This is a genomic window from Micromonospora sp. WMMD558 (genome assembly GCF_049315255.1).
Classification (GTDB): domain Bacteria; phylum Actinomycetota; class Actinomycetes; order Mycobacteriales; family Micromonosporaceae; genus Micromonospora.
Genome location: NZ_CP186061.1, coordinates 392,139 through 414,125, shown reverse-complemented (window position 1 = coordinate 414,125; position 21,987 = coordinate 392,139). Strand labels below are relative to the sequence as shown.

Annotated in this window: 23 protein-coding genes, 3 tRNA genes and 1 pseudogene; 16 read left to right on the top strand and 11 right to left on the bottom strand. The window is 72.1% G+C overall.

The genetic code is table 11. The features are described from left to right. Positions 1-13 precede the first annotated feature (13 nt). Both ACN26Y_RS01955 and bcp read right to left on the bottom strand, forming a co-directional pair. Positions 14-88: transfer RNA gene (locus ACN26Y_RS01955), tRNA-Leu, on the bottom strand. A gap of 114 nt (positions 89-202) precedes the next feature. Further along, the gene (gene bcp, locus ACN26Y_RS01950) at positions 203-679 is read right to left on the bottom strand and encodes a thioredoxin-dependent thiol peroxidase (protein WP_155333771.1); all 477 of its coding nucleotides are present in this window, start codon (positions 677-679) and stop codon (positions 203-205) included. Positions 680-858: 179 nt separating this feature from the next. Between bcp and ACN26Y_RS01945 the strand changes: the two genes are divergently transcribed. The 4 genes from ACN26Y_RS01945 to ACN26Y_RS01930 are packed head-to-tail and all read left to right on the top strand — an operon-like array spanning position 859 to position 3,548. After that, positions 859-1,575 (top strand): energy-coupling factor ABC transporter permease, encoded by a 717-nt coding sequence (locus ACN26Y_RS01945; RefSeq protein WP_155333770.1) that lies wholly within the window; start codon positions 859-861, stop codon positions 1,573-1,575. Further along, the gene (locus ACN26Y_RS01940) at positions 1,572-2,000 is read left to right on the top strand and encodes a PDGLE domain-containing protein (protein ID WP_155333769.1); all 429 of its coding nucleotides are present in this window, start codon (positions 1,572-1,574) and stop codon (positions 1,998-2,000) included. The genes ACN26Y_RS01945 and ACN26Y_RS01940 overlap by 4 nt, the downstream gene beginning before the upstream one ends. Positions 2,001-2,010: 10 nt before the next feature. Then, positions 2,011-2,781, top strand: a complete 771-nt coding sequence (gene cbiQ, locus ACN26Y_RS01935; protein ID WP_155333768.1) for a cobalt ECF transporter T component CbiQ — start codon at positions 2,011-2,013, stop codon at positions 2,779-2,781. Beyond that, the gene (locus tag ACN26Y_RS01930; protein ID WP_155333767.1) at positions 2,778-3,548 is read left to right on the top strand and encodes an energy-coupling factor ABC transporter ATP-binding protein; all 771 of its coding nucleotides are present in this window, start codon (positions 2,778-2,780) and stop codon (positions 3,546-3,548) included. The genes cbiQ and ACN26Y_RS01930 overlap by 4 nt, the downstream gene beginning before the upstream one ends. Positions 3,549-3,585: 37 nt before the next feature. Here ACN26Y_RS01930 and ACN26Y_RS01925 read toward each other — a convergent pair whose 3' ends face one another. Genes ACN26Y_RS01925 through ACN26Y_RS01910 form a run of 4 tightly spaced genes read right to left on the bottom strand, consistent with a single transcriptional unit; the run spans position 3,586 to position 6,605 of the window. Then, positions 3,586-4,740 carry a hypothetical protein gene (locus ACN26Y_RS01925; protein ID WP_230688847.1) on the bottom strand — a complete coding sequence of 385 codons (1,155 nt, stop codon included), beginning with the start codon at positions 4,738-4,740 and terminating at the stop codon, positions 3,586-3,588. Next, positions 4,737-5,450, bottom strand: coding sequence for a DsbA family protein (locus ACN26Y_RS01920; RefSeq protein ID WP_422734151.1), 714 nt, complete (start codon positions 5,448-5,450; stop codon positions 4,737-4,739). The genes ACN26Y_RS01925 and ACN26Y_RS01920 overlap by 4 nt, the downstream gene beginning before the upstream one ends. Beyond that, positions 5,443-5,961 carry a MauE/DoxX family redox-associated membrane protein gene (locus ACN26Y_RS01915; protein WP_155333765.1) on the bottom strand — a complete coding sequence of 173 codons (519 nt, stop codon included), beginning with the start codon at positions 5,959-5,961 and terminating at the stop codon, positions 5,443-5,445. The genes ACN26Y_RS01920 and ACN26Y_RS01915 overlap by 8 nt, the downstream gene beginning before the upstream one ends. Before the next feature lie 59 nt (positions 5,962-6,020). Next, positions 6,021-6,605, bottom strand: a complete 585-nt coding sequence (locus ACN26Y_RS01910) for a sigma-70 family RNA polymerase sigma factor (protein ID WP_422734150.1) — start codon at positions 6,603-6,605, stop codon at positions 6,021-6,023. 107 nt (positions 6,606-6,712) lie between these two features. On the opposite strand from ACN26Y_RS01910, the gene ACN26Y_RS01905 reads away from it, so the two are divergent. From ACN26Y_RS01905 to ACN26Y_RS01890, 4 genes and pseudogenes are all read left to right on the top strand, one after another. Continuing rightward, complete coding sequence (locus tag ACN26Y_RS01905) at positions 6,713-7,354, top strand: zf-HC2 domain-containing protein (RefSeq protein WP_422734149.1); 642 nt, start codon at positions 6,713-6,715, stop codon at positions 7,352-7,354. Between the two features lie 61 nt (positions 7,355-7,415). After that, positions 7,416-9,080, top strand: a complete 1,665-nt coding sequence (locus ACN26Y_RS01900; protein ID WP_155333762.1) for a copper resistance CopC/CopD family protein — start codon at positions 7,416-7,418, stop codon at positions 9,078-9,080. A 17-nt stretch (positions 9,081-9,097) separates the two neighbouring features. Beyond that, positions 9,098-9,835 (top strand): YcnI family protein, encoded by a 738-nt coding sequence (locus ACN26Y_RS01895; RefSeq protein WP_422734148.1) that lies wholly within the window; start codon positions 9,098-9,100, stop codon positions 9,833-9,835. 143 nt (positions 9,836-9,978) lie between these two features. Continuing rightward, a pseudogene (locus ACN26Y_RS01890) lies at positions 9,979-10,416 on the top strand (hypothetical protein); the annotation flags it as partial. 538 nt (positions 10,417-10,954) lie between these two features. On the opposite strand, the gene ACN26Y_RS01885 reads toward ACN26Y_RS01890, so the two are convergent. Beyond that, on the bottom strand, positions 10,955-12,220 hold the full coding sequence (locus ACN26Y_RS01885; protein ID WP_422734147.1) for a glycosyltransferase family 87 protein: 1,266 nt from the start codon (positions 12,218-12,220) through the stop codon (positions 10,955-10,957). A 68-nt stretch (positions 12,221-12,288) separates the two neighbouring features. Between ACN26Y_RS01885 and orn the strand changes: the two genes are divergently transcribed. Next, entirely contained in the window at positions 12,289-12,885 is a 597-nt protein-coding gene (orn, locus tag ACN26Y_RS01880) for an oligoribonuclease (RefSeq protein ID WP_155333759.1), read from the top strand. 96 nt (positions 12,886-12,981) lie between these two features. Then, a tRNA-His gene (locus tag ACN26Y_RS01875) sits at positions 12,982-13,054 on the top strand. 45 nt (positions 13,055-13,099) lie between these two features. Here ACN26Y_RS01875 and ACN26Y_RS01870 read toward each other — a convergent pair. Continuing rightward, the gene (locus tag ACN26Y_RS01870; protein WP_422734146.1) at positions 13,100-14,371 is read right to left on the bottom strand and encodes an Ig-like domain-containing protein; all 1,272 of its coding nucleotides are present in this window, start codon (positions 14,369-14,371) and stop codon (positions 13,100-13,102) included. A 130-nt stretch (positions 14,372-14,501) separates the two neighbouring features. Then, complete coding sequence (locus ACN26Y_RS01865; RefSeq protein ID WP_155333757.1) at positions 14,502-15,749, bottom strand: L,D-transpeptidase; 1,248 nt, start codon at positions 15,747-15,749, stop codon at positions 14,502-14,504. Positions 15,750-15,936: 187 nt separating this feature from the next. On the opposite strand from ACN26Y_RS01865, the gene ACN26Y_RS01860 reads away from it, so the two are divergent. Next, positions 15,937-16,012: transfer RNA gene (locus tag ACN26Y_RS01860), tRNA-Lys, on the top strand. A 1,005-nt stretch (positions 16,013-17,017) separates the two neighbouring features. Here ACN26Y_RS01860 and ACN26Y_RS01855 read toward each other — a convergent pair. Further along, entirely contained in the window at positions 17,018-17,428 is a 411-nt protein-coding gene (locus ACN26Y_RS01855; RefSeq protein ID WP_422734145.1) for a helix-turn-helix domain-containing protein, read from the bottom strand. Positions 17,429-17,528: 100 nt separating this feature from the next. Here ACN26Y_RS01855 and ACN26Y_RS01850 point away from each other — a divergent pair, with 100 nt between their 5' ends. From ACN26Y_RS01850 to ACN26Y_RS01830, 5 genes are read left to right on the top strand one after another with little or no spacing between them, the layout of a single operon-like run. Further along, entirely contained in the window at positions 17,529-18,434 is a 906-nt protein-coding gene (locus tag ACN26Y_RS01850; protein WP_422734144.1) for an AAA family ATPase, read from the top strand. 58 nt (positions 18,435-18,492) lie between these two features. Further along, the gene (locus ACN26Y_RS01845; RefSeq protein ID WP_422734143.1) at positions 18,493-18,912 is read left to right on the top strand and encodes a hypothetical protein; all 420 of its coding nucleotides are present in this window, start codon (positions 18,493-18,495) and stop codon (positions 18,910-18,912) included. After that, positions 18,909-19,418: a hypothetical protein gene (locus ACN26Y_RS01840; protein ID WP_357145008.1), complete on the top strand. Its 510-nt coding sequence runs from the start codon at positions 18,909-18,911 to the stop codon at positions 19,416-19,418. Before ACN26Y_RS01845 ends, ACN26Y_RS01840 begins: the two co-directional genes overlap by 4 nt. 27 nt (positions 19,419-19,445) lie before the next feature. Then, positions 19,446-20,303 (top strand): CBASS oligonucleotide cyclase, encoded by an 858-nt coding sequence (locus ACN26Y_RS01835; RefSeq protein ID WP_422734142.1) that lies wholly within the window; start codon positions 19,446-19,448, stop codon positions 20,301-20,303. Positions 20,304-20,336: 33 nt separating this feature from the next. Then, a complete protein-coding gene (locus ACN26Y_RS01830; RefSeq protein WP_422734141.1) occupies positions 20,337-21,239 on the top strand; it encodes an S-4TM family putative pore-forming effector in 903 nt (300 codons plus the stop codon). A gap of 127 nt (positions 21,240-21,366) precedes the next feature. Here the strand turns inward: ACN26Y_RS01830 and ACN26Y_RS01825 are convergent, their stop codons facing one another. Continuing rightward, the gene (locus tag ACN26Y_RS01825; protein WP_422734140.1) at positions 21,367-21,864 is read right to left on the bottom strand and encodes an NUDIX domain-containing protein; all 498 of its coding nucleotides are present in this window, start codon (positions 21,862-21,864) and stop codon (positions 21,367-21,369) included. Positions 21,865-21,987: the final 123 nt, after the last annotated feature.

The window sequence follows — 21,987 nt, the reverse complement described above, 5'->3', positions numbered from 1 at the left end:
GACGTGGAGAAAGTAGGGCCGGCGGGACTCGAACCCGCACTGGTGCGGACCTAAACCGCATGCCTCCTGCCAGTTGGGCTACGGCCCCTTCACCGCGCACATCCTCATTCTCCACGACCTTCGCAGCGGGCGAGGAACCAGCCGTCCGGTCGAGCGAGGCTGCGACGTGGCCTCCGGATCGTAGACCACCGCTCGCGCACCCTCAGTCGAGGCCGAGGTCGCGGCGCAGCTTGGCGACGTGGCCGGTGGCCTTGACGTTGTAGAGCGCCCGCTCGATCTTCCCGTCGGCGTCGATGACGAACGTCGAGCGGATCACACCGGTGACCGTCCTGCCGTACATCTGCTTCTCGCCGTACGCCCCGTACGCGGTCAGCACCGCCTTGTCGGTGTCGGCGACGAGCGGGAAGGTGATGGCGTCGCGGTCGCGGAACTTCGCCAGCTTCTCCGGCTTGTCCGGCGAGATGCCGACGACCTCGTAGCCGGCGGCCTGGAGCGAGGCGAGCGAGTCACGGAAGTCGCAGGCCTGCTTGGTGCAGCCGGGGGTCATCGCGGCCGGGTAGGCGTACAGCACGACCTTGCGGCCGCGCAGGTCGGCCAGCGACAGCGTGTCACCGGTGTCGGTGGGGAGGCGGAACTCGGGGGCGGGGTCGCCGGGGGAGAGGCGGGCGGGCGCGGTCATGGCCCCGACCCTACCGCCGCGCCGGCTCGGCCTCCCGCTCGCGACGCGCGGCGGCCGGACAGCCGGCGAGCTTCGTGATCAACGCCATCCCTTGTTGCCAGATACTGGCAACAGCGATCGACGGCCAATAGGCTGACAGGCGCCGGCGCGGACGGGCCCGCCGACGCGTGGGAGGTCGCGTGGAAACCCTGGCGATGCACATCTCGAACGGGATCATCAACGGTCCCGTCGCCGCGGCCTTCGCGGCGGTCGCACTTGCCGCGATGGCGTTTTGCGTGCTGCGCGGCCGGCAGGACCTGGACGACCGGTTGGCGCCGATGGCCGGCCTGGTCGCCGCGTTCATCTTCGCCGTCCAGATGCTCAACTTCCCGATCTTCACCGCCGGGGTCAGCGGCCACCTGCTCGGCGGCGCGCTCGCCGCGCTGCTGGTCGGCCCCTGGGTGGGCGCGCTCTGCGTGGCGGTCGTCCTCGTCGTGCAGGCGCTGGTCTTCGGCGACGGTGGCGTCGCCATGCTCGGCCTCAACATCACCAACATGGCGGTCCTCGGCACCGCCGCCGCGTACCTGCTGATCGCCGCGCTGCTGCGGGTCCTGCCGCGGACGCCGACCGGGCTCGCCGTGACGGCGTTCGTGTCCGCGCTGGTCAGCGTCGTGGTGGCCGCGATGGGCTTCGTCGTGCAGTACCAGCTCGGCGGCACCGCCGACCTCGGCGGCAACCTCGCCGCCCTGGCCGGCACGATGGCCGTCTCGCACCTGCTGATCGGCATCGGCGAGGGCCTGATCACCGCGACGACGGTGGTGACCGTCGCGAAGGTCCGGCCCGATCTCGTGTACGCGCTGCGCGCCCTCAAGCCGGCCACGCCGGCGTCCGTCACCGTTGTCGGAGGTGTCCGGTGAAGAAGCGGTCCTGGGGTTTCGTCATCGGTGGGCTGCTGGCCGCCCTGCTGCTGGCCGGCGTGGTGAGCAACTTCGCCTCGTCGCACCCGGACGGGCTGGACTCGTCGCTGCGGGAGGGCTGCACCTTCGACGCCGACGACAACATCACCGGCGGCAGTTGCCCGGCGCAGCAGGAGAAGCAGCACGAGATCGGCGGTCCGCTGGCCGACTACGACATCGCGGGGATCGACAACGAGTTCCTCTCCACCGGCCTCTCCGGCGTGCTCGGCGTCCTGCTGACCTTCGCCGTGGCCGGCGGTGCGTTCTGGCTGGTCCGCCGCCGTGGCGCGCCGGCCGCCGACAGCGGAGCCGCCGGCAGCGGGGCCGAGGGCAGCGGGGCCGAGGGCGCGAAGCCGGCGCAGGCACCCGCCGGCCGGGCCGGCTGAGGGTACGACGTTGGGCGCCGGCCACACCCACCCGCTCTACCGGGCGTCCGGCTCGCCGGTGCACCGCCTCCCGCCCGAGGTGAAGATCGCGGCGATGGTGACCTTCACCCTCGCCGTGGTCGCCACGCCCCGGGAGGCGCTCTGGGCCTTCGGGGCGTACGCACTGCTGGTCGCCGCGGTCGCGGCGGCCGCGCGGGTCGGGCCCGGCTGGCTGCTGCGCCGGTCGCTGATCGAGCTGCCGTTCGTCCTGTTCGCCTTCGCCCTGCCGTTCCTCGGCGCGGGCGAGCGGGTCGAGGTCCTCGGCCTGCGGCTGTCGGAGGACGGCCTGTACGGGGCGTGGAACATCCTCGCCAAGGGCACCCTGGGGGTGCTCGCGTCGCTGCTGCTCGCCGCGACCACGACGACCCGGGACCTGATCGTCGGCCTGGACCGGCTGCGCTGCCCGCAGATCCTCACCCAGATCGCCACGTTCATGCTGCGGTACCTCGAGGTGCTGGTCGGCGAGGCCCGCCGGATGCGGGTGGCCCGGATGTCCCGGGGTGACGACCCGCGCTTCGTGTGGCAGCTGCGCGGCTTCGCCGCCGGTGTCGGCGCGCTGTTCCTGCGCGCGTACGAGCGGGGCGAGCGGGTGTACCTGGCGATGCTGTCGCGTGGCTACTCCGGGCGGATGCCGGTCGTGTGGCAGGGCGGGGGCGCGGCGACCGCTGGTCAGTGGGCGGTGGCGGCCACCGTGCCGGCGCTGGCGGCCGCCGTCGCCGCCACCGCGCTCGCCCTGACATGATCGGAGGCGTGCAGCCCACGACTCCGAGCCTCCACGTCCAGGGTGTGCGGTACGCGTACCCGGACGGGCACGTCGCGCTGCACGGGGTCGACCTGACGGTGCCGCGCGGCGACCGGGTGGCGCTGCTCGGCCCGAACGGCGCCGGCAAGACCACCCTGGTGCTGCACCTCAACGGCATCCTCACCGCCACCGAGGGCAGCGTGTCGGTGGGCGGGTTGACGGTCGGTCCGGACCGGGCGACGCTCGCGGAGGTGCGCCGCCGGGTCGGCATCGTCTTCCAGGACCCGGACGACCAGCTCTTCCTGCCGACCGTGGCGGAGGACGTGGCGTTCGGCCCGGCCAACCTGGGGCTGCGCGGCGCCGAGCTGGCCGCCCGGGTGGACGAGGCGCTCGCCGCGGTGGGGATGAGCGAGCACCGGGACCGCGCGCCGCACCACCTGTCGTTCGGGCAGCGCCGCCGGGTGGCGGTGGCCACCGTGCTCGCCATGCACCCGGAGATCCTGGTGCTCGACGAGCCCTCGTCCAACCTGGACCCGGCCGCCCGGCGCGAGCTGGCCGACATCCTGCGCGCCCTGCCGGTGACCCTGCTGATGGTCACCCACGACCTGCCGTACGCGCTGGAGCTGTGCGACCGCTCGGTGATCCTGGACGCCGGCCGGATCGTCGCCGACGCCCCCACGGTCGACATCCTGGCCGACGAGGAGCTGCTGTCCCGCCACCGCCTGGAACTTCCCTACGGTTTCACTCCCCGCCCCACCCCCCGCTGACCCCACCGGGTCGATCCCGCTCGGGGCGAGCACGGAGTCATGGCGCCCGGTTGGCGCTTCTCTCGTCCGTCTCGTCTGCCACCACAACTCCATGGTCCGCGGCGGAGGGCAGGGGCGGTGGGGTTGCGGGGCGGGCGGCCCGGGCGGCGGCGTGGAGGCGCAGGGCGCCGGCCGCCAGCGCGCCGGCCCCCGTGACCAGGGTGGCCGTGACCAGCAGCCGCGCGATGGTCGGCGGCCACGGGACCGGGGCGACCGAGCGGGCGAACACCGCCGCGTTCGCCACACCGGCGAACAGGGCCAGGCACGCCCCCGCGAGCGCGACCGCGAAGTCCGCCGCGGGGCGGCGGGCCAGCGCGTACGCCCCGGCGGCGATCGCGCCGAGCCCGGTGAGCAGCGGCCACACCTGACCGCCGAGCAGCCCCAGCAGCAGCGCGCCGGGCCCGTCCGCCCCGGCGTCGAGCTCCCGGCCGACGCTGTAGGTCACACCGGCGGCCCCACCGGCGACGAGGAGCCCGCCCAGCACCGCGAGGGCCCGCCCGCCCGGTGTCGAGCCGGCCGGGAGCAGCCCCAGCGCGCCCACCGCGAGCAGGCCGAGCGTCGCGGCCACCCACCAGGTGTACGGATCCGGCGGCGGCACCCAGTCGAGCGTGCCGCGGATCTCCAGGGGCTCCCCGTCGACGCGCAGCGGCACCACCCAGTCGCGGACCCGGTGCTCCCGGTCCGGGGCGGCGCGCACCTGCGGCGGCGGCGTGGACTCCCGCCACAGCGCCCGCTGGTCGTGCCAGCGCACCGTCGTCGAGCCGTCGACCCGCCGCCAGTCCGGCGGGGCGGCCGGGTCCGCCTCGGCGGGGATGCGGGTGTCCCCGGCGAGGGTGCGGTTCAGGTACGTGGCGGGGGAGCGCCGGTTCTCGTACACGCCGTCGGGGCCGACCCGCAGGTACGGCTCGCCGGAGTAACCGATCACCTCGACCGGCTGGTCCCCGGTGTTGGTCAGCTCCAAGCGCGCGCCGGCCTCCACGGCCCGGACGGTGAGCCCGGCCCGGGCGGGGGTGACGGTGCCGACCTCGGTGCGGTAGTCGGTGCCGTCCGGGGCGTCCGCCCCGTGCGCCGCGGCCGGGGCGGCGAGCGCGAGCGTCGCGGCGACGGTACCGGCGAGCACCAGGCCGGCGCGGGTGACGAGGGTACGGATCACCCGGCGGCCTCCACCGCCGCCCGGATGCCCTCGGGCGAGCGGTCGGCGACCGGCTGCCCGTTCACCAGGATGGTCGGGGTGCCCGTGATGCCGGCCTCGCTGGCCTCCTCGGTGACGTGCTCGGTCCACGCGTGGTACGTGTCGTCGCGGACGCAGGAGCCGAACGTGTCCCGGTCGAGCCCGACCTCCACCCCGATGTCGACCAGCTGGTCGTCGCTCAGCCCGGGGCCACCCTCCGGCGGCTGCCGCTCGAACAGCGCCTCGGTGAACTCGCGGAACTTCCCACCCGCCGCGGCGCAGCCGGAGGCGGCCGAGGCGCGGGTCGGGTACTCGGTGGTGGAGAAGCGGTTGAGGTAGGCGACCGGGTGGAAGACCACCCGGGCCTTGCCCTCGTCGGCGAGCTGGTCGATCGTCTCGCCGCTGACCTCCTCGAACTGCCTGCAGGCGGGACAGAGATAGTCCTCGTACAGGTCGATGGTGACCGGCCCGGAGCCGTACACGATGCCGGTGCCGGCGTCGTTGGCGCCCGGCGGCGCGGTGTACTCGTCGGCGCGCTGGCTGGAGTAGACACTCCACCCGATCAGGCCGGCGACGACCAGGACGGCGACGGCGGCCACGGACACCCACAGCGTCCGCTTGCGCCGGCGTTCCCGGGCCATCTGCTCCCGGACGACGCGGGCCGCGTCCCGGCGGGCCTTGCCACTACTCATCCTCGTCCTCCACCGCGGGTTCGCCCGTCAGCCAGCCGTCCACTGAGAACGGGGTGCGGGGCCAGATCAGCAGGAAGCCGGCCAGCGCCAGGAATCCCAGGTCCCGGAGGATCTCCGGGAGGTAGCTCGGGGCCTGCCCCTCGGCGAGCTGGCCGCCGCTGCCGAAGCAGCCGCAGTCGATGGCGAGGTCGCGCGACCAGGCCGAGACGATGCCGGCGACGAAGACCACCAGCAGCGCCACGGACACCCCGGCGGACAGCCGCGTGGCGAGCCCGAGCAGCAGGAGTACGCCGAGCGCCAGCTCGACGAAGGGCAGCGCGGCGCCGATCACCGTCGCCACGTCGTACGGGAAGATCTGGTACGCGTTGACCGCCCGGCCGGAGGCGGCCAGGTCACCGACCTTGGAGGCGCCGGCGAGGAGCCAGACCGCGGCCAGGCCGAGCCGGGCGGCGACGCCCACCCAGGGGCGTACGGCGGGCCAGCGGCCGGTGCGCGGTGTGATCACGGTCATTGGTCGTTCCTCGTCCGGCGGAAGTTCCCGTCCCGGGGCGGGTGACGTCGACACCGGCCCTACCCGGCCCGCGCTTCGTCGACCGCCTCGACCAGGTCGGCGCGCGCCCGGGCCACCCGGGACCGGATGGTGCCGACGGGTACCCCCTCCACGGCGGCGGCCTCGGCGTAGGACAGGCCGAGCAGTTGGGTGAGCACGAAGGCGCCCCGCCGCTCGGCGGGCAGCCGGCGGAGCAGGTCGGCGGCGCCGAGCTGGCCGGCGGGGTCGGGCTGCGGTCGGTCGGTCCACGCGTCGGCGGTGAGCCGGGCGTCGAGCCGGCGCCGCCGGACGACCGTGCGCAGGTGGTCGGCGCAGGCCCGGCGGGCGATGCCGAGCAGCCAGGTCCGCGCCGAGGAGCGCCCTTCGAAGCCGGGCAGCGCCCGAAATGCCCGCAGGTAGGTCTCCTGGGTGAGGTCGTCCGCGGTGTCCGGGTCGACGAGGGCCGCGACGAACCGCCACACCTCGGCCTGGGTGAGCCGGACGAACGCGGCCTGGGCGACCGGATCCCCGTCGCGGGCGGCGAGCGCCCACTCGGTGGCCCGCGCAGGCCCGCCGGTGGCGTCGGCCGGACCGGCGGCGGCGGTGTGGCGCTGGGCGGGGATCACGACAGTCCAGGTTACGCGGAGCGCCCCGCGCCGGGAGGGCCCTTCGGCCCTTCCATGGTCTGCGCCACGTCGGGAACTTTTCCGGTGCACCGCCCGACTACCCCCTCATGAACTGCGACGACGTACGCGTGGCGCTGTCGGCGCGGCTGGACGGGGAGGACCCGCAGGCGGCGCCGGCGGTGCTCGACGCACACACTGAGGGCTGCCGGGCGTGCCGGGCGTGGCTGGCCCGCGCCGAGCAGGTGACCCGGCTGGTCCGGGTCCAGCCGGTGGCCGTGCCGGACCTGACCGCCCCGGTTCTCGCGGCGGTCGCCGCCGACGCGGCGCGTACCGCCCCGGCGGCCGTGCGGCGGGCCCGCCGCCAGGTCCTGCGGGTGGCGGTCGCGGTCGCGGCGGTCGCGCAGTTGTCGATCGCGCTGCCGGTCCTGCTGGCCGGCCTCGGCGTGGCGCAGGACCCGCACACCAGCCGGGAGTTGGCGTCCTTCGACGTCGCCCTCGCCGTCGGGTTCGCGCTCGCGGCGTGGCGGCCCGAGCGGGCCCGTGCGTTCGTCCCGGTGGCGCTCGTGCTCGCGGTGTGCCTGGCCGGCACGAGCGCGGTCGACGTCGCCAACTCCACCACCGCCCTCGTGCACGAGGTGGGCCACCTCGCGGCGGTGGTGCAGGCGGGGCTGCTGTGGGCGCTGGGTCGGGTGAGTGGTGACACCGACCACCGCCCGTTCCTGCCGGCGGTCGCCGCGGGGCGCGGATGAGGGCCGCCGGTTTGCTGCCGCGGCGACCCGGGCTGGGCGCGGCGGGGTGGTCTGGGCGAGCATGACCGACATGACTGCCGCCCTCCGCCGCTGGTTCGGCCGGCTCAGCGCCACCGCCGGTCTCCTGTTCGTCCTCGTCGCCCTGCTGGTCGCCCCGGCCGGCCCCGCCAGTGCCCACGCGGTGCTGGTGAGCAGCAGCCCGATCGCGTCGGCCGTGGTGCCGAACGCGCCGGCCGAGGTCGTCCTCACGTTCAGCGAGTCCGTCCGCAAGGTGCCCGGCAAGATCCGCGTCCTCGCACCGGACGGCTCGCGCGCCGACCGCGGCGAGCCCGACTTCGACGGGGGCGTCGTCACGATCCCCGTCGATCCGGCCGGCGACCGGGGCACCTACCTGGTCAGCTACCGGGTGATCTCGGCCGACAGCCACCCGGTCTCCGGGGCGTTCACGTACTCGGTCGGCGCCCCCTCGCCGCCACCGGTCGACACCGGCGACGACAACCGGGCCGACCCGTTCGTGGGCGCCGCGGTCAAGGTCGCCAAGTACGTCGGCTACGCCGGCCTGCTGCTCCTGGTCGGCCCGGCGCTGGTCCTCGCCGCGCTCTGGCCGCGGCGGCTGTCCCGCCGGGGGCCCACCCGCCTCGCCTGGACCGGCCTGGGCCTGGTGGTGGTGTCCACCCTCGCGACGCTGTGGCTCCAGGTGCCCTACACCGCCGGGGGCGGCGTGTTCGACGTCACCGGGGAGGGGTTCAGCGGGGTGCTGGGCAGCATGTTCGGCGCGGCCCACCTGGTCCGGCTGGGCCTGCTGGCGGCCGCCGCGTTCCTGCTCCGGCCGCTGCTGGCCGGGCCGGTCGGCGGCACCGACGTGGTGATCCTGGGCATCCTCGGCGGTGCGGCGCTGCTGACCTGGCCGCTGGCCGGCCACCCGGCCGCGTCACCCGCCCCGGCGGTCTCCGTCGTGGTGGACGCCGTGCACCTCGGCAGCATGGCGGTGTGGCTGGGCGGGCTGGTCATGCTCGCGGTCTTCCTGCTGCGCCGGGCCGACGAGCGGGAGCTGGGGGCGATCCTGCCGATCTGGTCCCGCTGGGCCGCGCTGGCCGTGTCCGCGCTGCTGCTCGCCGGCGTCGTCCAGGCGCTGATCGAGGTCGCCACCCCGAGCGCCCTCGTCGGCACCACGTACGGCCGGCTCCTGCTCGGCAAGATCGGGCTGTTCGTGCTGGTGATCGTGGTGGCCGCGTACTCCCGGGCGCTGGTGCGCCGGCGGACCGCCGCCGGCCGGCCGGCGCTGGTGCGGCGGGCGATCTGGGCCGAGCTGGCGATCACCGCGGTGGTGCTCGGCGTCACCGCCACGCTGGTGCAGACCACCCCGGCCCGCACCGCCGCCGCCGACACCGCCGGCACTGCCAGCGGCTACTTCTCGACCACGCTGTCCAGCTCGCTGGGCTCGCTCCAGGTCGAGGTGGACCCGGCCGAGCGGGGCAACAACAGCGTCCACTTCTACGCGTACACCCCGGAGAACCGGCCCCAGCCGGTGGTGGAGTGGCGGGCCACCGCCGCCCTGCCGTCCGCGGGAATCGAGCCGATCGAGGTGCCGTTGCTGCCACTGACCGACAACCACGTGACCGGCGAGATCAACCTGCCGGCGTCGGGGGAGTGGCAGCTTCGCGTCACCGTCCGTACGTCCGACATCGACCAGGCCACGGTGACCGCCACCGTGCCCGTCCGGTAGAGAAAGGTGTCCATTCCATGATCCGTCTCCGGCGTACCGCAACCGGCGCCGCCACCCTCGCCCTCGGTGCCGTCGCCGCCGCCGTTCTCGGCTTCGCCGCGCCCGCGTCCGCGCACGTCACGGTCAACGCGGAGGAGGCGATTCAGGGCGGCTACGCCCGGCTCGCGTTCCGGGTGCCGAACGAGAGCGACACCGCGTCGACGACGAAGGTCGAGGTGGTGTTGCCGGAGAACGCGCCGGTCGGCTCGGTCTCGACGATGCCGGTCCCCGGCTGGACCGTGGCGGTGGAGAAGCGCAAGCTCGACCAGCCGGTGGAGGTGCACGGCAGCCAGCTCACCGAGGCGGTGTCGAAGCTGACCTGGACCGCCGCCCCGGACGCCGTGATCAAGCCGGGTACGTTCCAGGAGTTCCCGGTCTCGATGGGCCCGCTGCCCAAGATCGACCAGATGGTCTTCAAGTCGCTCCAGACGTACTCGGACGGCACCGTCGTGCGCTGGATCGAGGAGCCGACCGCCGGCGGTGAGGAGCCGGAGAGCCCGGCGCCGGTGCTGAAGCTGACCGCCGCCTCGCCGTCCGCCGCGCCGGCGGCCGACCCCGCCGGGGAGAGCGAGGTCGAGGCGGACGACGACGAGGCCGAGGGCACCGGGCTGGCCACCGGCCTCGGCGCCGCCGGCCTGGTCGCCGGTCTGGCCGGCCTGGCGCTCGGCGGGCTGGCGTTCGCCCGGACCCGGCGGGAGCCCGCGCCGAAGGCGTGACCGTACGCACCGCCGTGCCGGCCCGTCGGATCCCTCCGGCGGGCCGGCGCCTTTCCGGGACCGGTGCCGTGGATATCCCCTGATCGGACGGTCCGTCTCGGTAAGGTCGGCCGGGTGTCCGGCTACGGAGGGGGACGAGGCCAATGCGGATCGTGCGGGTGTTCACCGGGGTGCTGCTGCTGACCGTCGGGATTCCGGCGCTGCTCGCCGGCGCCGTGCTCGGGGCGGATCTGACCCTGGACCTGCGCGCCGAGCTACGCGCGGGCTGGACCGCCCCGGTGACCGCCGGCCTGCTGGCCGGTGGGGTGCTGTTCGTGGCGTCGGCCCTGCTCCTGCTGCTGCGGCCGGTACGCCCCCGCGAAGTGGTCTTCGTCGTCGAGCCGGACCAGGTGCCCGTGCTGGCCGGCCGGCTCGGAGTGACGTCCCTGAGCGGGCTCGGCGTCCAGCCGACGCGGGACGGTGACCGCGCGGTCGCGCCGGCCCGCCAACTGGCGTCCGTCGGTGCGCCCCTCGACCGGCCCCGGCCGGCGCTGGGCCCGGTGCCGACGTGCCGTACCGCCGCCGGTCCGGTGCCCGCCGGTCGCCCGGCGACGCTGGCCGACCTCGTGGAGCGGCCGGACGGCGGGCCGGAGGTGTCCGGTGCGGGGCCGTCGAGCGGCGACCGGCGCGGCCGGTCGGGCCGGGACGGCACCCGCTGTGTCGCGCCGCTGCGGCCGTCCGAGGTGGACCTGTCGCTCGCCTGGCCACCCGCCACCCGCACGGATGTCGCCCCGCCGGCGCCCACGTCGCGGACGGAGCCGGTCCGACCGGCCGGGCGGGCCGATCCCGTTCCGCCGGGTTCGCCGTCGCGGCCGGCGCGCGCCGCGCGGCCCGAACACCCGTCGCGGCCCGAATCCCGGTCACGGCCCGAACGCCCGTCGCGGGTCGAACCCGAGTCGCGGCAGGAGCCGTCCGCGGGGCCGCTGCGTCCGGCCGTCCCGGTCGATCCGACCTCCTGAGCGACGGCAGGTCGCCCGGGGCGGTGGACGCGGACGGCCCTCCGTGCTGCCGACACGGAGGGCCGTCCTCACCGGGGGATTCGGTGCTACCGCAGCGTCGTCTGTGGTAGTTGAGACCAGATTAGCGCCGGACGGGGCTTCTCGGGAAGTCTGTCCGTTTGGACGTGGGCTCCATGCCCTCCCGCACCGGCAGCCCCACCAGCAGCAGCAGGCTGATCAGCACGTACGCGTTGCGGACCAGGAACTCGCCCACCGAGTCGGTGGGCACCTGGGCGGTGCCCCAGTCCTGGAACGACACCACCCCGTAGACGATGACGACGGTCGTGCCGACGGCGGCCGTCAGCAGTCGGCGGCGCTCGCCCCCCGACGTGGCGAGGGCCGCGTCGACCAGCACCACCACCGCCGGGACGAACCAGTAGATGTGGTGGGTCCAGGTGATCGGGCTGACCAGCGCGCCGACCAGGCCGGTGAGGGTGAGGCCGGTGAGCGCGTCCCCGGCGCGGGCCGCCCGCGCCGCCCGCCACAGCCCGTACCCGGCCACCAGGACGACGAGGGCCAGCCAGATCAGGCGCTCCGGCTCCTGCGGCGCGGTGAGGCGGCTCAGCAGCCCGAACAGCGACTGGTTGCCGGTGTAGTCGGTGCGGCCGACCCGCTCGGTGGTCCACAGCTCGTGGGTCCAGAACCGCCAGGAGTCGCGGGGCGCGAACGCCGCCGCGAGCAGTGTCGCGACCGCCGCCGTCGCGCTGGCCACGGCCGCCGCCCACCACCGCCGGCAGACCAGCAGGTAGACGATGAAGATGCCGGGAAACAGCTTGAGCGCCGTCGCCAGCCCCACGGCCACGCCGGCCCAGCGCCTGTTCCGGGGTACGGCGAACAGCAGGTCCGCCAGGATCAGCACCACCAGCAGCATGTTGATCTGCCCGAAGGTGATCGTCTCCCGGGTGCTCTCGACGGCGAGGACCAGCAGCACCGCCACCGTGAGCGCGAACACCCGCGGCAGGTGGTGCCGGGCGATCACCGGCTCGACCAGCCAGCGGGTGGTCACCACCACCGCCAGACCGGTCAGCGCGGTGAAGATCGCCACGGTGGCGCCCAGCGGCAGCATCGCGAACGGGCGTAGCAGCAGCGCGCTGAACGGCGGGTACGTGAAGTAGAGGGCACCCTGGACCCGGTCCGGCTGGACGTAGTCGTAGAGCGGATTCCCCGCCGCCCACCAGTCCATCGCCCGCATGTAGATCTTCAGGTCGAAGAAGTCGTGCACCAGCCCGGGCAGGTAGAGCGCCGGCAGCACGGCGGCCAGCGCCAGCACGGCGACGATGCGACGGACCGTACGGCCACCGGGTTCGTCGTCGGTGACAGCGGGCGGTGCGACGGATTCGGCTGGCACGGGGAAACCCTAACGGTCGCCCCGCAGAGCGGTGCGCGGCGCGCGGGCCGCTGGGCTGCGCGTAGGCTGTGCCGGTGGCAGATCTTCTCGTCTGGATCGACTGTGAGATGACCGGCCTGGACCTCGGCAAGGACAAGCTGATCGAGGTCGCCGCGCTCGTCACCGACCCGGATCTCAACGTGCTCGGCGAGGGGGTCGACGTGGTGATCCACGCCGACGACGCGGCGCTGGACGCGATGCCCGAGATCGTCGCGACGATGCACGCCAAGTCGGGGCTGACCGACGAGGTACGGCGGTCGACGGTGACGCTGGCCGAGGCGGAGCAGTTGGTCCTCGACTACGTCACCAGCCACGTGAAGGATCCGCGCACCGCGCCGCTGTGCGGCAACTCCATCGCCACCGACCGGGGCTTCATCACCCGGGACATGCCCCGGCTCGACGCCCACCTGCACTACCGCATGATCGACGTCTCGTCGATCAAGGAACTGTGCCGGCGCTGGTACCCGCGGGTGTACTTCGGGCAGCCGCAGAAGGGCCTCGCGCACCGGGCGCTGGCCGACATCCGGGAGAGCATCCGGGAGTTGGAGTACTACCGGCGGACCATCTTCGTACCCCTGCCCGGGCCGGACGTGGAGAGCGCGAAGGCCGTCGCCGCGCAGCTCTGAGCGCCCGGTTCCGTCCCGGCGAACCCGCTGGACGGGGTGGGCCGGGGTGGGGCTATTATTGGTCCGCACCGCCCGGGTGACCGGCGCGGCGGCATGGTGGCTGTAGCTCAGTTGGCAGAGCACCGGGTTGTGGTCCCGGTTGTCGTGGGTTCAATTCCCATCAGTCACCCGGCATGACGAAGGCCCCCTCCGCGGAGGGGGCCTTCGTCATTGCTCAGGGGGTCGGGGTGACGTCCGGGTCGGCGCTCTCGGCCGCCGCCGGCTCGTACGGCACGGCGCTGCCCTTGACGTACTCCTCCCAGCTCATGTTCCAGTCGGTCCAGCCGTTGCCGTTCTGGAGCTTGCGCTCGGTGCCCTTGACCGTGATCGGGTCACCGATCCGGGTGTTGGCGAAGAGCCACGCGCCGTTGGCCATCGACACGTTCACGCAGCCGTGGGAGACGTTGACGCTGCCCTGCTGCCCCTCCGACCAGGGAGCGGCGTGGATGAACTCGCCGCCCCAGGTGAGGCGCTGCGCGTAGTCGATCTTCGTGCGGTAGCCGTCCTCGGGGCCGAGCTCCTCGTACGTGTCGAAGACCGTCTTCCGGAGCTTCTCGATGACGACCATCGTGCCGCTCGACGACGGCGTGGACTTCTTGCCGAGGCTCACCGGGATGGTCTTGACCACCTTGCCGTCCTTCGCGACGGTCATCCGCTTGGTCCTGTTGTCCACGGTCATGACCAGCGACGGGCCGATCTTGACGTCGACGGTCAGGTCGGACCGGCCGTACCAGCCGTCGCCGAGCGGCAGTCCGCCGGCCTGGACCCGGTACGACACGGTGCTGTTCGCCTTCCAAAACTCCTTCGGGCGGTACCGGACCTCGGTCGGGCTGACCCAGTGCCAGATGCCCTCCTGCGCCGGGGTGGCGGTGACGGTCATCCGGCGCTGCAGGTCGTCCCGGTGGTCCTCCGGGATGGCCCGGCCGAACTTCACGATCAGCGGCATCCCGACGCCCACCACCTGGCCGTCACCGAGGAAGCTGCTGATCCGGACCTGCTTCTCGGGCTTGGCCATGGTGGTGAAGGTGCTGGTCGCCGTGGCGGGCCGGCCGTCGTCCCCGGTCGCGGTGACGGTCGCCGTGTACGTCGCGCCGTACTCCAGGGCGCCGCTCGGCAGCCAGCTCCCGCCGTCGGCGGCGAGCGTCCCCTCGACGGCCGCGCCCGAGGGGTCCTTCAGTTCGACGGTGGTCTCCCGGGACTCCTTCGCGGTGAAGGTGATGCCGGTCGAGGCCGGTACGTCCTTCGCGTCGGCGGCCGGTTCGACGATGGTGACGGCGGCCTTCGGGGCGGGCGCGGCGTTCCCGTCGCCGTCGCGCCACCCGGACGATCCGTCGTCGCCACCGGAGGTGCACCCGGCGGTGAGCGTCAGCGCCGCGGCGAGAAGCCCGGCCGCGAGCGCACGGCGTCGCCCACCGCGCCGGGTCGGCTGGTCCTGGACAGCTCGCATGGTCGCCTCACAGTCGTCGTGCCGATTGCCCATCCTCTCTCAGAGGACGCACCAGACCTGATACCCGTTGCACCGGGTGAACCGAAACACACGGGCTGAGCTGTCCGAACGTGGACAGCTCCGGTGCTGGTCAGAACGGTGAGCCGGCACCGCCCTCGGGCACCGGCAGGGCGCTGCCCTTGACGAACTCCGACCAGCTCAGGCTCCACGCCGTCCAGCCGTTGCCGGCCGTCAGCCGCCGTTCGGTGCCGGTCACGGTGATCGGGTCGCCGATCTTCGTCTTGCCGAACAGCCAACGGGCGTGGGCCGTCGACACGTTCACGCAGCCGTGCGAGACGTTCTGGCGCCCCTGCACGTGCTCCGACCAGGGTGCCGCGTGGATGTACTCACCGCCCCAGGTGAGCCGCTGCGCGAAGTCGATCTCGGTGACGTAGCGGTTGTCCGGGTCCGGGTCGTCGCGGGTGTCGAAGACGGTGGACTCCTTCTTCTCCATCACCACCATCGTGCCGCTGGAGGACGGGGTCTTCTTCTTGCCGAGGCTCACCGGCAGGGTACGGACCACCTGGCCGTCCTCGTACACGGTCATCCGCTTGGTCGAGTTGTCGACCTTCATCTCGAAGGCGCGGCCGATCTTCGCGGTCGCGACCCGGTCGACGTTGCCGTACTTGCCGTTGCTCAGCGGGATGCCGGCCAACGCGATGCGGACGCTGAGCGTCGTGCCCGGCTTCCAGTACTCCGGTGCGCGGTAGTAGGCCTGGGTGCCGCCGTCGATCCAGTGCCACGCGCCGGGCTGCGGCGGGTCGGTCTGGACGAACATGCGCTTCTGCACCGCCGCCCGGTCCTTCTTCGGGATGCCGGGGCTGAACTCGACGACCACCGGCATCGCGACGCCGTACTCCTTGTCGTCGAACAGGTAGAGGCCGGAGCCGATCATCGACTTCGGCTTCGCCATCGTCGTGAACGTGCTGCGCCCCTCGCGGGTGCCGCCGTCGGCCGCGGTCGCGGTGACCGTCGCCGAGTAGCGGGTGCCGTACTTCAACGGGGCTGACGGCACCCACGACGAGCCGTCGGCGCGGAGCCGGCCCGCGACCGCCTTGCCGTCGGCCGCCGTCAGGGTGACGGCAGACACCTTCACGCCGTCCGGCAGGGTGGCGCCGATCTCGGCGCTGACCGGCCGGTCCGTCGACCCGTCGGCCGGCGCGACCGGCAACGGCGGGCCGTTCGCCGCCGCCGGCTCGGCCGGGGTGGCGCTCGCGGTCGGGCCGCTGCCCGCCACGAACTTTGCCTGCTCCGGATCGCCGCCGCACCCCGCCAGCGCCAGCGACGCCACCAGACCGAGGGCCCCCAGCGCCGCCCCGGCCCGCGTGAACATGCCCATCCCCACCTCTGTCCTCGCGTACCTGGCGGACATCGTGCCGCATCACCGCTAATCCGTACGTGCCCTCGCGCTCAGGCGAAGGCCGTTTGGCCGCTTTTACCCCATAAGCTCGACCGAAGGGGGGAGCCGGGGATCGGATTGGAACCCGGCTGAGAGGGCGTGCTAAGGTTCTCCCCGTTGCCAACGAGCGCCGCTAGCTCAACTGGCAGAGCAGCGGACTCTTAATCCGCGGGTTCGGGGTTCGAGTCCCTGGCGGCGCACCAACGATCAAGGCCCTGACCTGGTGGTATACACCGGGTCAGGGCCTTTTCGTATGCGGCGGTGGCGGGTGGTCGCTCGGTGGGTGCTCGGGAGCCGTTGGACCGGTTGGGCGCCAGTGGGATGTGGCGGAGCGTTCAGGGATGCCATCGGTGTCGGGTGGCCTGGGGTGGAGCCTGTTGGTGGTTGCCGGATCGGCTGCGGTGGTTCCCGGATGGGTTCGGTGCCGGGGATGGGCCGATCTTGTTAAGGTTGTGGTTTGTCGGTTTTGCGTCCTATGTCGTCGCTCTTCGGTGAACAGTGCTGGTAGAAGACGTCGTGCACGTCGATCCGGGCCAGTCGGTGAGGTGATCGCCGAACGCGAGCAGTTCACCGCTGGCCTCGGCGGGGTCCTTGCTGGTTATCGGCCTACCGCCCGGGTCGTGCCGGTCGACGTAGTGCTGGTTACGCGCAGCATGCCGCCGGGAGAAACCTGCTGACGGACCTGGTGACCGGGCCTTTGCGCGCGCCGGTCGGGGTACCACCACCGTCGACCTCCTGCACCCGCACTGGCCGCATCGGCAGGTGTGGATGGTGCTGGCAAGGGGGCCGCGCGTCACCGGCTAATCGACCTGCCCGATGCGGCTGCCGGTGGCGCCGATGGCTCGAACGTAGGCAGGGATTCGGAGTGGCTAGTCAAGCCGCATGTTCCGCTGCCGATCATGGCCAAACCGGATGGAACACGGCGAGGGGACCGAGGTCAAGACGGAGTTCGCCGAGCGCGGATACGCCGCCACGGAAGAATCCTGCGAAGCCTCGGGGGGCACCAGGATCATCGGGACCCACGGGTTCGCACTGACGGTTCGTCCCGGCCTGGATCAAGATGCCGCTTGAAGCCCTTGGTGCGCTTGCACCTAACTTCGCGAGCCGTGTCAGCCCGCCGCTCACCGCCACGGCTGCCCGAGGCCAGGCGTCCGGCGGCCCCGGGCATCGGATCCGTCTCGTGCCTCCCGCCTCCTGGGTGCCGGTGGTCACGTCCGGTCGCTGTGGCTGAGTTGTTCCAGCAGGCCAACGGCGCGCAGCTTCTGGTCCGCGCTGAGGTTGAGGATCATGGAAATAAGTCTCTTAGTGACGTCGCCGGCGGCGCTGTCCTGGGCTTCGGTCAGGCCCAGCCATTGCGCCAGCAGTGTGAAATCCAGGTCGTACAGCTGGGCCAGTTCCCAGATCACCGCGGGGTCAGGCTGGCGGATGACGCCGCGCTCGATCTGTGAGAGATAGGCATTGGGGCGCCCGGTGCGGCGTTCGACCTCCCGCAGACTCCACTGGCGGTACTGCCGGGCCCGTCGCAGCGTTTCACCGACCGATTCCGGTGCGCCGTCCGCTGGCGGTGACGCGTCTGAATTTGTCGGACCGCTCGGGGAGGATGGGATGCCGCGTGCCATGGACCCAGCCTAGGGCCTTCGACACGCCCGGCAGGCAAAGCAAGTTGCAAAGTCGCTTCGCACTGTTGCAGAGTAGCTTCGCACGGCGGAGGGAGATCGAGTGAACGTCGCTGAGACCGTGACCAACAACGTGGTGCTGCCCCATGCGCGCTACGCGAGGACCTGGGATTCCATCATCGTGGACCAGCAGGTCAAGGACCGGCTGCTGCGGTGGGCAGTGCTGAGTTTGCGCCTGCGTGGACAGTTGCCGTTCGAGGCCACCGCGCTGCACGGGCTGATGCTGCTGTACGGGCCGCCGGGCACGGGCAAGACCACCCTCGCGCGAGGTCTGGCGCAGCAGTTGGCTCCGGTGATGGTCACCGGCAGGGCGCGGCTTATCGAGCTGAACCCGCACGGGCTGATGAGCGCCGAGCACGGGCAGTCTCAGCAAAAGGTGACCGAGCTGCTGACCGGGCACGTTCCTGCTCTGGCCGACGACGGCCTGCCGACGGTGGTCCTGCTCGACGAGGTGGAGTCGATGGCCGTGGCGCGCAGTGAGGCGTCGTTGTCGGCGAACCCGGCCGATGTTCACCGGGCGACCGACGCGGTGCTCACTGCGCTGGACGACAACGCCGCCCGGTATCCGCATCTGCTGGTCGTGGCCACCTCCAACTTCACCGGCGCCTTGGACGCGGCGTTCCTGTCGCGGGCCGACGTCGCGGTCGAGGTTCCCCCGCCGGACGCCGAGGCCGCCCTGGCGATCCTGGCGGGCACGCTGCGCGACATGGCCCCGGCGTTCCCCGCCCTGGGTGAGGTGGCCGACGACCCGGCGCTGAAGGAAGTGGCGAGTCTCCTCGCCGGCACCGACGGCCGACAGATCCGCAAGTCAGTGACCGAGGCGATGGCTGGCCGGCTCGAAACCGTCCAGCGGCCCGACCGGCTGACCGTCGACGACCTGCGGCAGACCGCCGAACGGGTCGCCTCGGCCCGGCGCGCCACCGGAAAGGGAGCTCATGCAGCGTTCTAGGACTATCGCGGGTCCGCCGCAGCGGACCGCGACGGCAGCGTGGGAGAGTGTCGCGACGTTGATCAGCGACACCCTCACCGTCTCCGGTCGGATCTCCGCCGGCATGGTAACGGCGGCGCTGGCGCCGCTGCGCGGGATCGGCCCGGCACTCATCGCCGCCGGTCATCTCGAAACGGGTTCGGCCGTGCTGGTCACCGGGCCGTTGCACGTCAGCATCACGGTGCTCACCGGTGCCGCCGTCACCGCAGTGGAAGAAAACCTCAACCCGGTGCCGGGCGGCGCGAACGCCACCGCGGACTGGATGCTGTACCTGCCGAACCCGGCCGGCTTCGCCGCAGCGCTGGCCGCCGCCGTCAAGCAATCGGGCCACCTGTCGGTCGCGGCGCCACCCGACGACACCGACATCTCCGCGACCGCGAGCGGGCACCCGAACCTGGTCAACCTGGCCGCCCTGGACACCCTGGGACGTTCGTCGTGAGCACCTCGACCTCGACCAGTACCTGGACGATCGTTCACACCGCCACCCATCTGGCGGATGTCATCCTCGGCTCGATCGCGGACATTCTCGGTCACCTCGGCATCGACGCGACCCGGCTGTTCTCCACCTGGGCCCAGGACGAGAGCGCGATCAGCGCCTGGATCGCCGAACAATCTCTGGACACGGTGGTGCTCGAGTGCCACCGGCCCAGCGGCGTGGTCGACCCAATTCTGGAGTTCCCCGTCACTTACACCAGCACCGGCGTGGCCGACAAGACCTTCACCGCAGACCGCGCCAGCCTGGCCAGGTACCTTGCCAAGCTCGGCACCGTGCCCCGCGGCACCACCTACCGGCTTTTCGTGACGTTCCGCACCGCTCGCACCCCGCAGCCCGGCTGGTCACCCGGCAGCCGAGCCGGCACCGACGGCATGCGTTCGTCCAGTTTCGGGACGCTCGCCGGAGCACCGCACGGCAGCGCGGGCCTGCGCTATCTCACCAGCAAGTAGACCTCACGATCGGAGCCGACCACTGTAATGGGTTACATCGATGACGCCTTCGACGGGCTCAAAGAAAAACTGGAGATCGGTCCTGCCGAGCAGGACCTCGCCAAGTCGCGCCACCGGCTGATCCGCGATCACGTCAAGAGTGTTTGGACGACCACCGGTGACTTTCTCACCGGCAGCTACGACCGGCACACCAAGACCAAGAAGCTCAAAGACGTCGACATCTTCATCGTCATCGACCGCGACGGTCCGCAAGGCCACCTCGCCGACGGTACGGGCACCGCCGCCGTGAACGCGTTGTGTCAGGTTCTGCGGACCCGTTGGTCCAACGTCACCGGCGACGACTACGTCGCCCTGGTCGAGTACGCCGGCGAGGACGTCGCCTCTTACGAGATCGCACCGGTCTTCGCCCGTGCGGGTGGCGGCTACCTCATGCCGTCCGGCAGCGGCTGGATGGCCACCGATCCGAACATCCACGCCGAGATGGTGACCGCGAAGAACAAGGACTGCGGCGGCAAGTTCGTGCCGTTCGTCAAGATGGTCAAGGGCATCAACCGCGAGGCCGGCGACCCGATCGCCCCGGCCTTCCTCATCGAGGTGATGGCCCTGGAACTGGTACGACCGCCATTCGGCCGCTACCGCGACGAGATCCGCTGGTTCCTCGCCTCGGCTGCCGAGCAGATCACCGACGACTGGCCAGACCCGGCCGGCCTCGGCCCCGACGTCAACAGCGCCCTAAACCACGCCGACCGGCAGCAGCTGGCCGCCACCCTGCAAGGCTGGCAACACACCTGCGAGGAAGCCATCCTGCTGGAGAACGCAGGTAAGGACCGCTCCGCCGTCGAAACCTGGAAAACCCTCTTCGGTTGGCGCATGCCCCGGCCCTAGCAGCGCGCCGACGATCTTTAAGGACGAGAGCAGATGACCGCCGCGAACTCGAGTATCACCAACGCCCAGAACAGTGAGCGGGCACTGACTCTGCTGGCCGCCCAGCGACGGCTCTACTCCGACGCCAAGACTATCCAGGGGACCCGTCTTCTCATCACCGCGGTCGGCGCCGTCGGCGGCGTTGCCGCCGCGCTCGCTCTTCCTCCCTGGCGCACGTCGATCGGCATCATCACCGGCCTCGTTCTGCTGTCAGTCAGCGTCTTGGGCGGTGCCCGCGAGAAGCGCAAAATCAAAGAGGCGTCCTCGGTCCAGGAAGAACTCGACGTGATGCTGTTCGGCCTGAACTGGAACGAACTTTGTGTCGACCGGCCCACCACGACCATCATCGCCACCGCAGCGACCCGCCACAAAAGCGACCGCAGTGACCTTCGGGACTGGTATCCCGACACCGGTACCGTGCCGTACCCGATGAACGTCCTAATTTGCCAGAACAGCAACCTCGGCTGGGGATCAACCGCACATCGCGCATGGGCCGCCACTCTGACCGGGGCGATCGTCGTCCTACTCTGCGTATCCACAATCATCGCGGTCGTCGGCCGGATGGGCGTCGTGGAAGCGCTCATCGCGGTCCTCGTCCCTCAGCTGTCCCTGATCAAAGAACTCTACGAGATGACTCGGTCCAACCTTGATACCGCTACCAGCAAGTCCAGCGCCGAGGGGAAGGTCATGAGCCTGTGGCGGCGAGGGCTCACTAACCCCGCTGCCGTCACGATCGGTGACTGCCGCGCCGTGCAGGACAAGATTCTGCAGTTCCGGCAGAGCGGTGCCTCGATCCCGGACTGGTTCCACAACCGGGTACGCCCGCACCAGGAGGCCACAATGCGCGCCACGGCCGCGCACTTGGTCAGCGAAGCCCGAGCGCACGGCATTGCTTGACGGACACGGACACGGACACGGACACGGACACGGATACGACCGGCTACCGCAATTCGAGGTGTCCGGCCGAGAGGGGTCACTTCGGCTGGGCGCGCCCCGTGCCTTGCCGACGATTCGATGCGGCTCGCTATGCGGAGGTAGGCACGGTTCCGTCTTCGAGGTAGACGCCACCCCGCCCAATCGCGGCGACCGCCGCGGCAAACCGCCGAGCCAACCGGGGGATCAACACTTCGCCCAGGCGCTCCGGCTCGACGAACTCGAAGCCGTCGAGTTCGTCCGGGCACAGGCGCATCGCCGCGATCTGGTCCGCTGTCAGTACCCCGCCGTCGAACACGAACATGAGCCCTCCGTCCCACGGCGGGCTCACCGGCACCCAGTCGACGCACAGCAGCGCCCCTGCGGGTATCGACAGGCCCAGCTCCTCCCGGATCTCGCGCGTGCAGGCGTCCGCGGGGGACTCGTCCGGCTCCACCGTTCCGCCCGGGAACTTCCACACGTCCTTGTAGGCCGGGTGCACCAGCAGCACCCGGCCGGTCTGATCGCGGAGGAGTACACCGGCCGCCGCGCGGACCCGCGTCACGCTGGCGATGTAGGAGAGGTCCGGTTCGGTCTGCGTCTCGGCCACGCGACCGACCCTACGGGCTCGCCCTCGGCGCATAGCCCGTTCCTGAAGCAAGACGCGGCAACGATCCCTCTAGTGTCGTTACTGAAGGTAATCATCCGATTGGTGCGTGGCGTGTTATCGCCG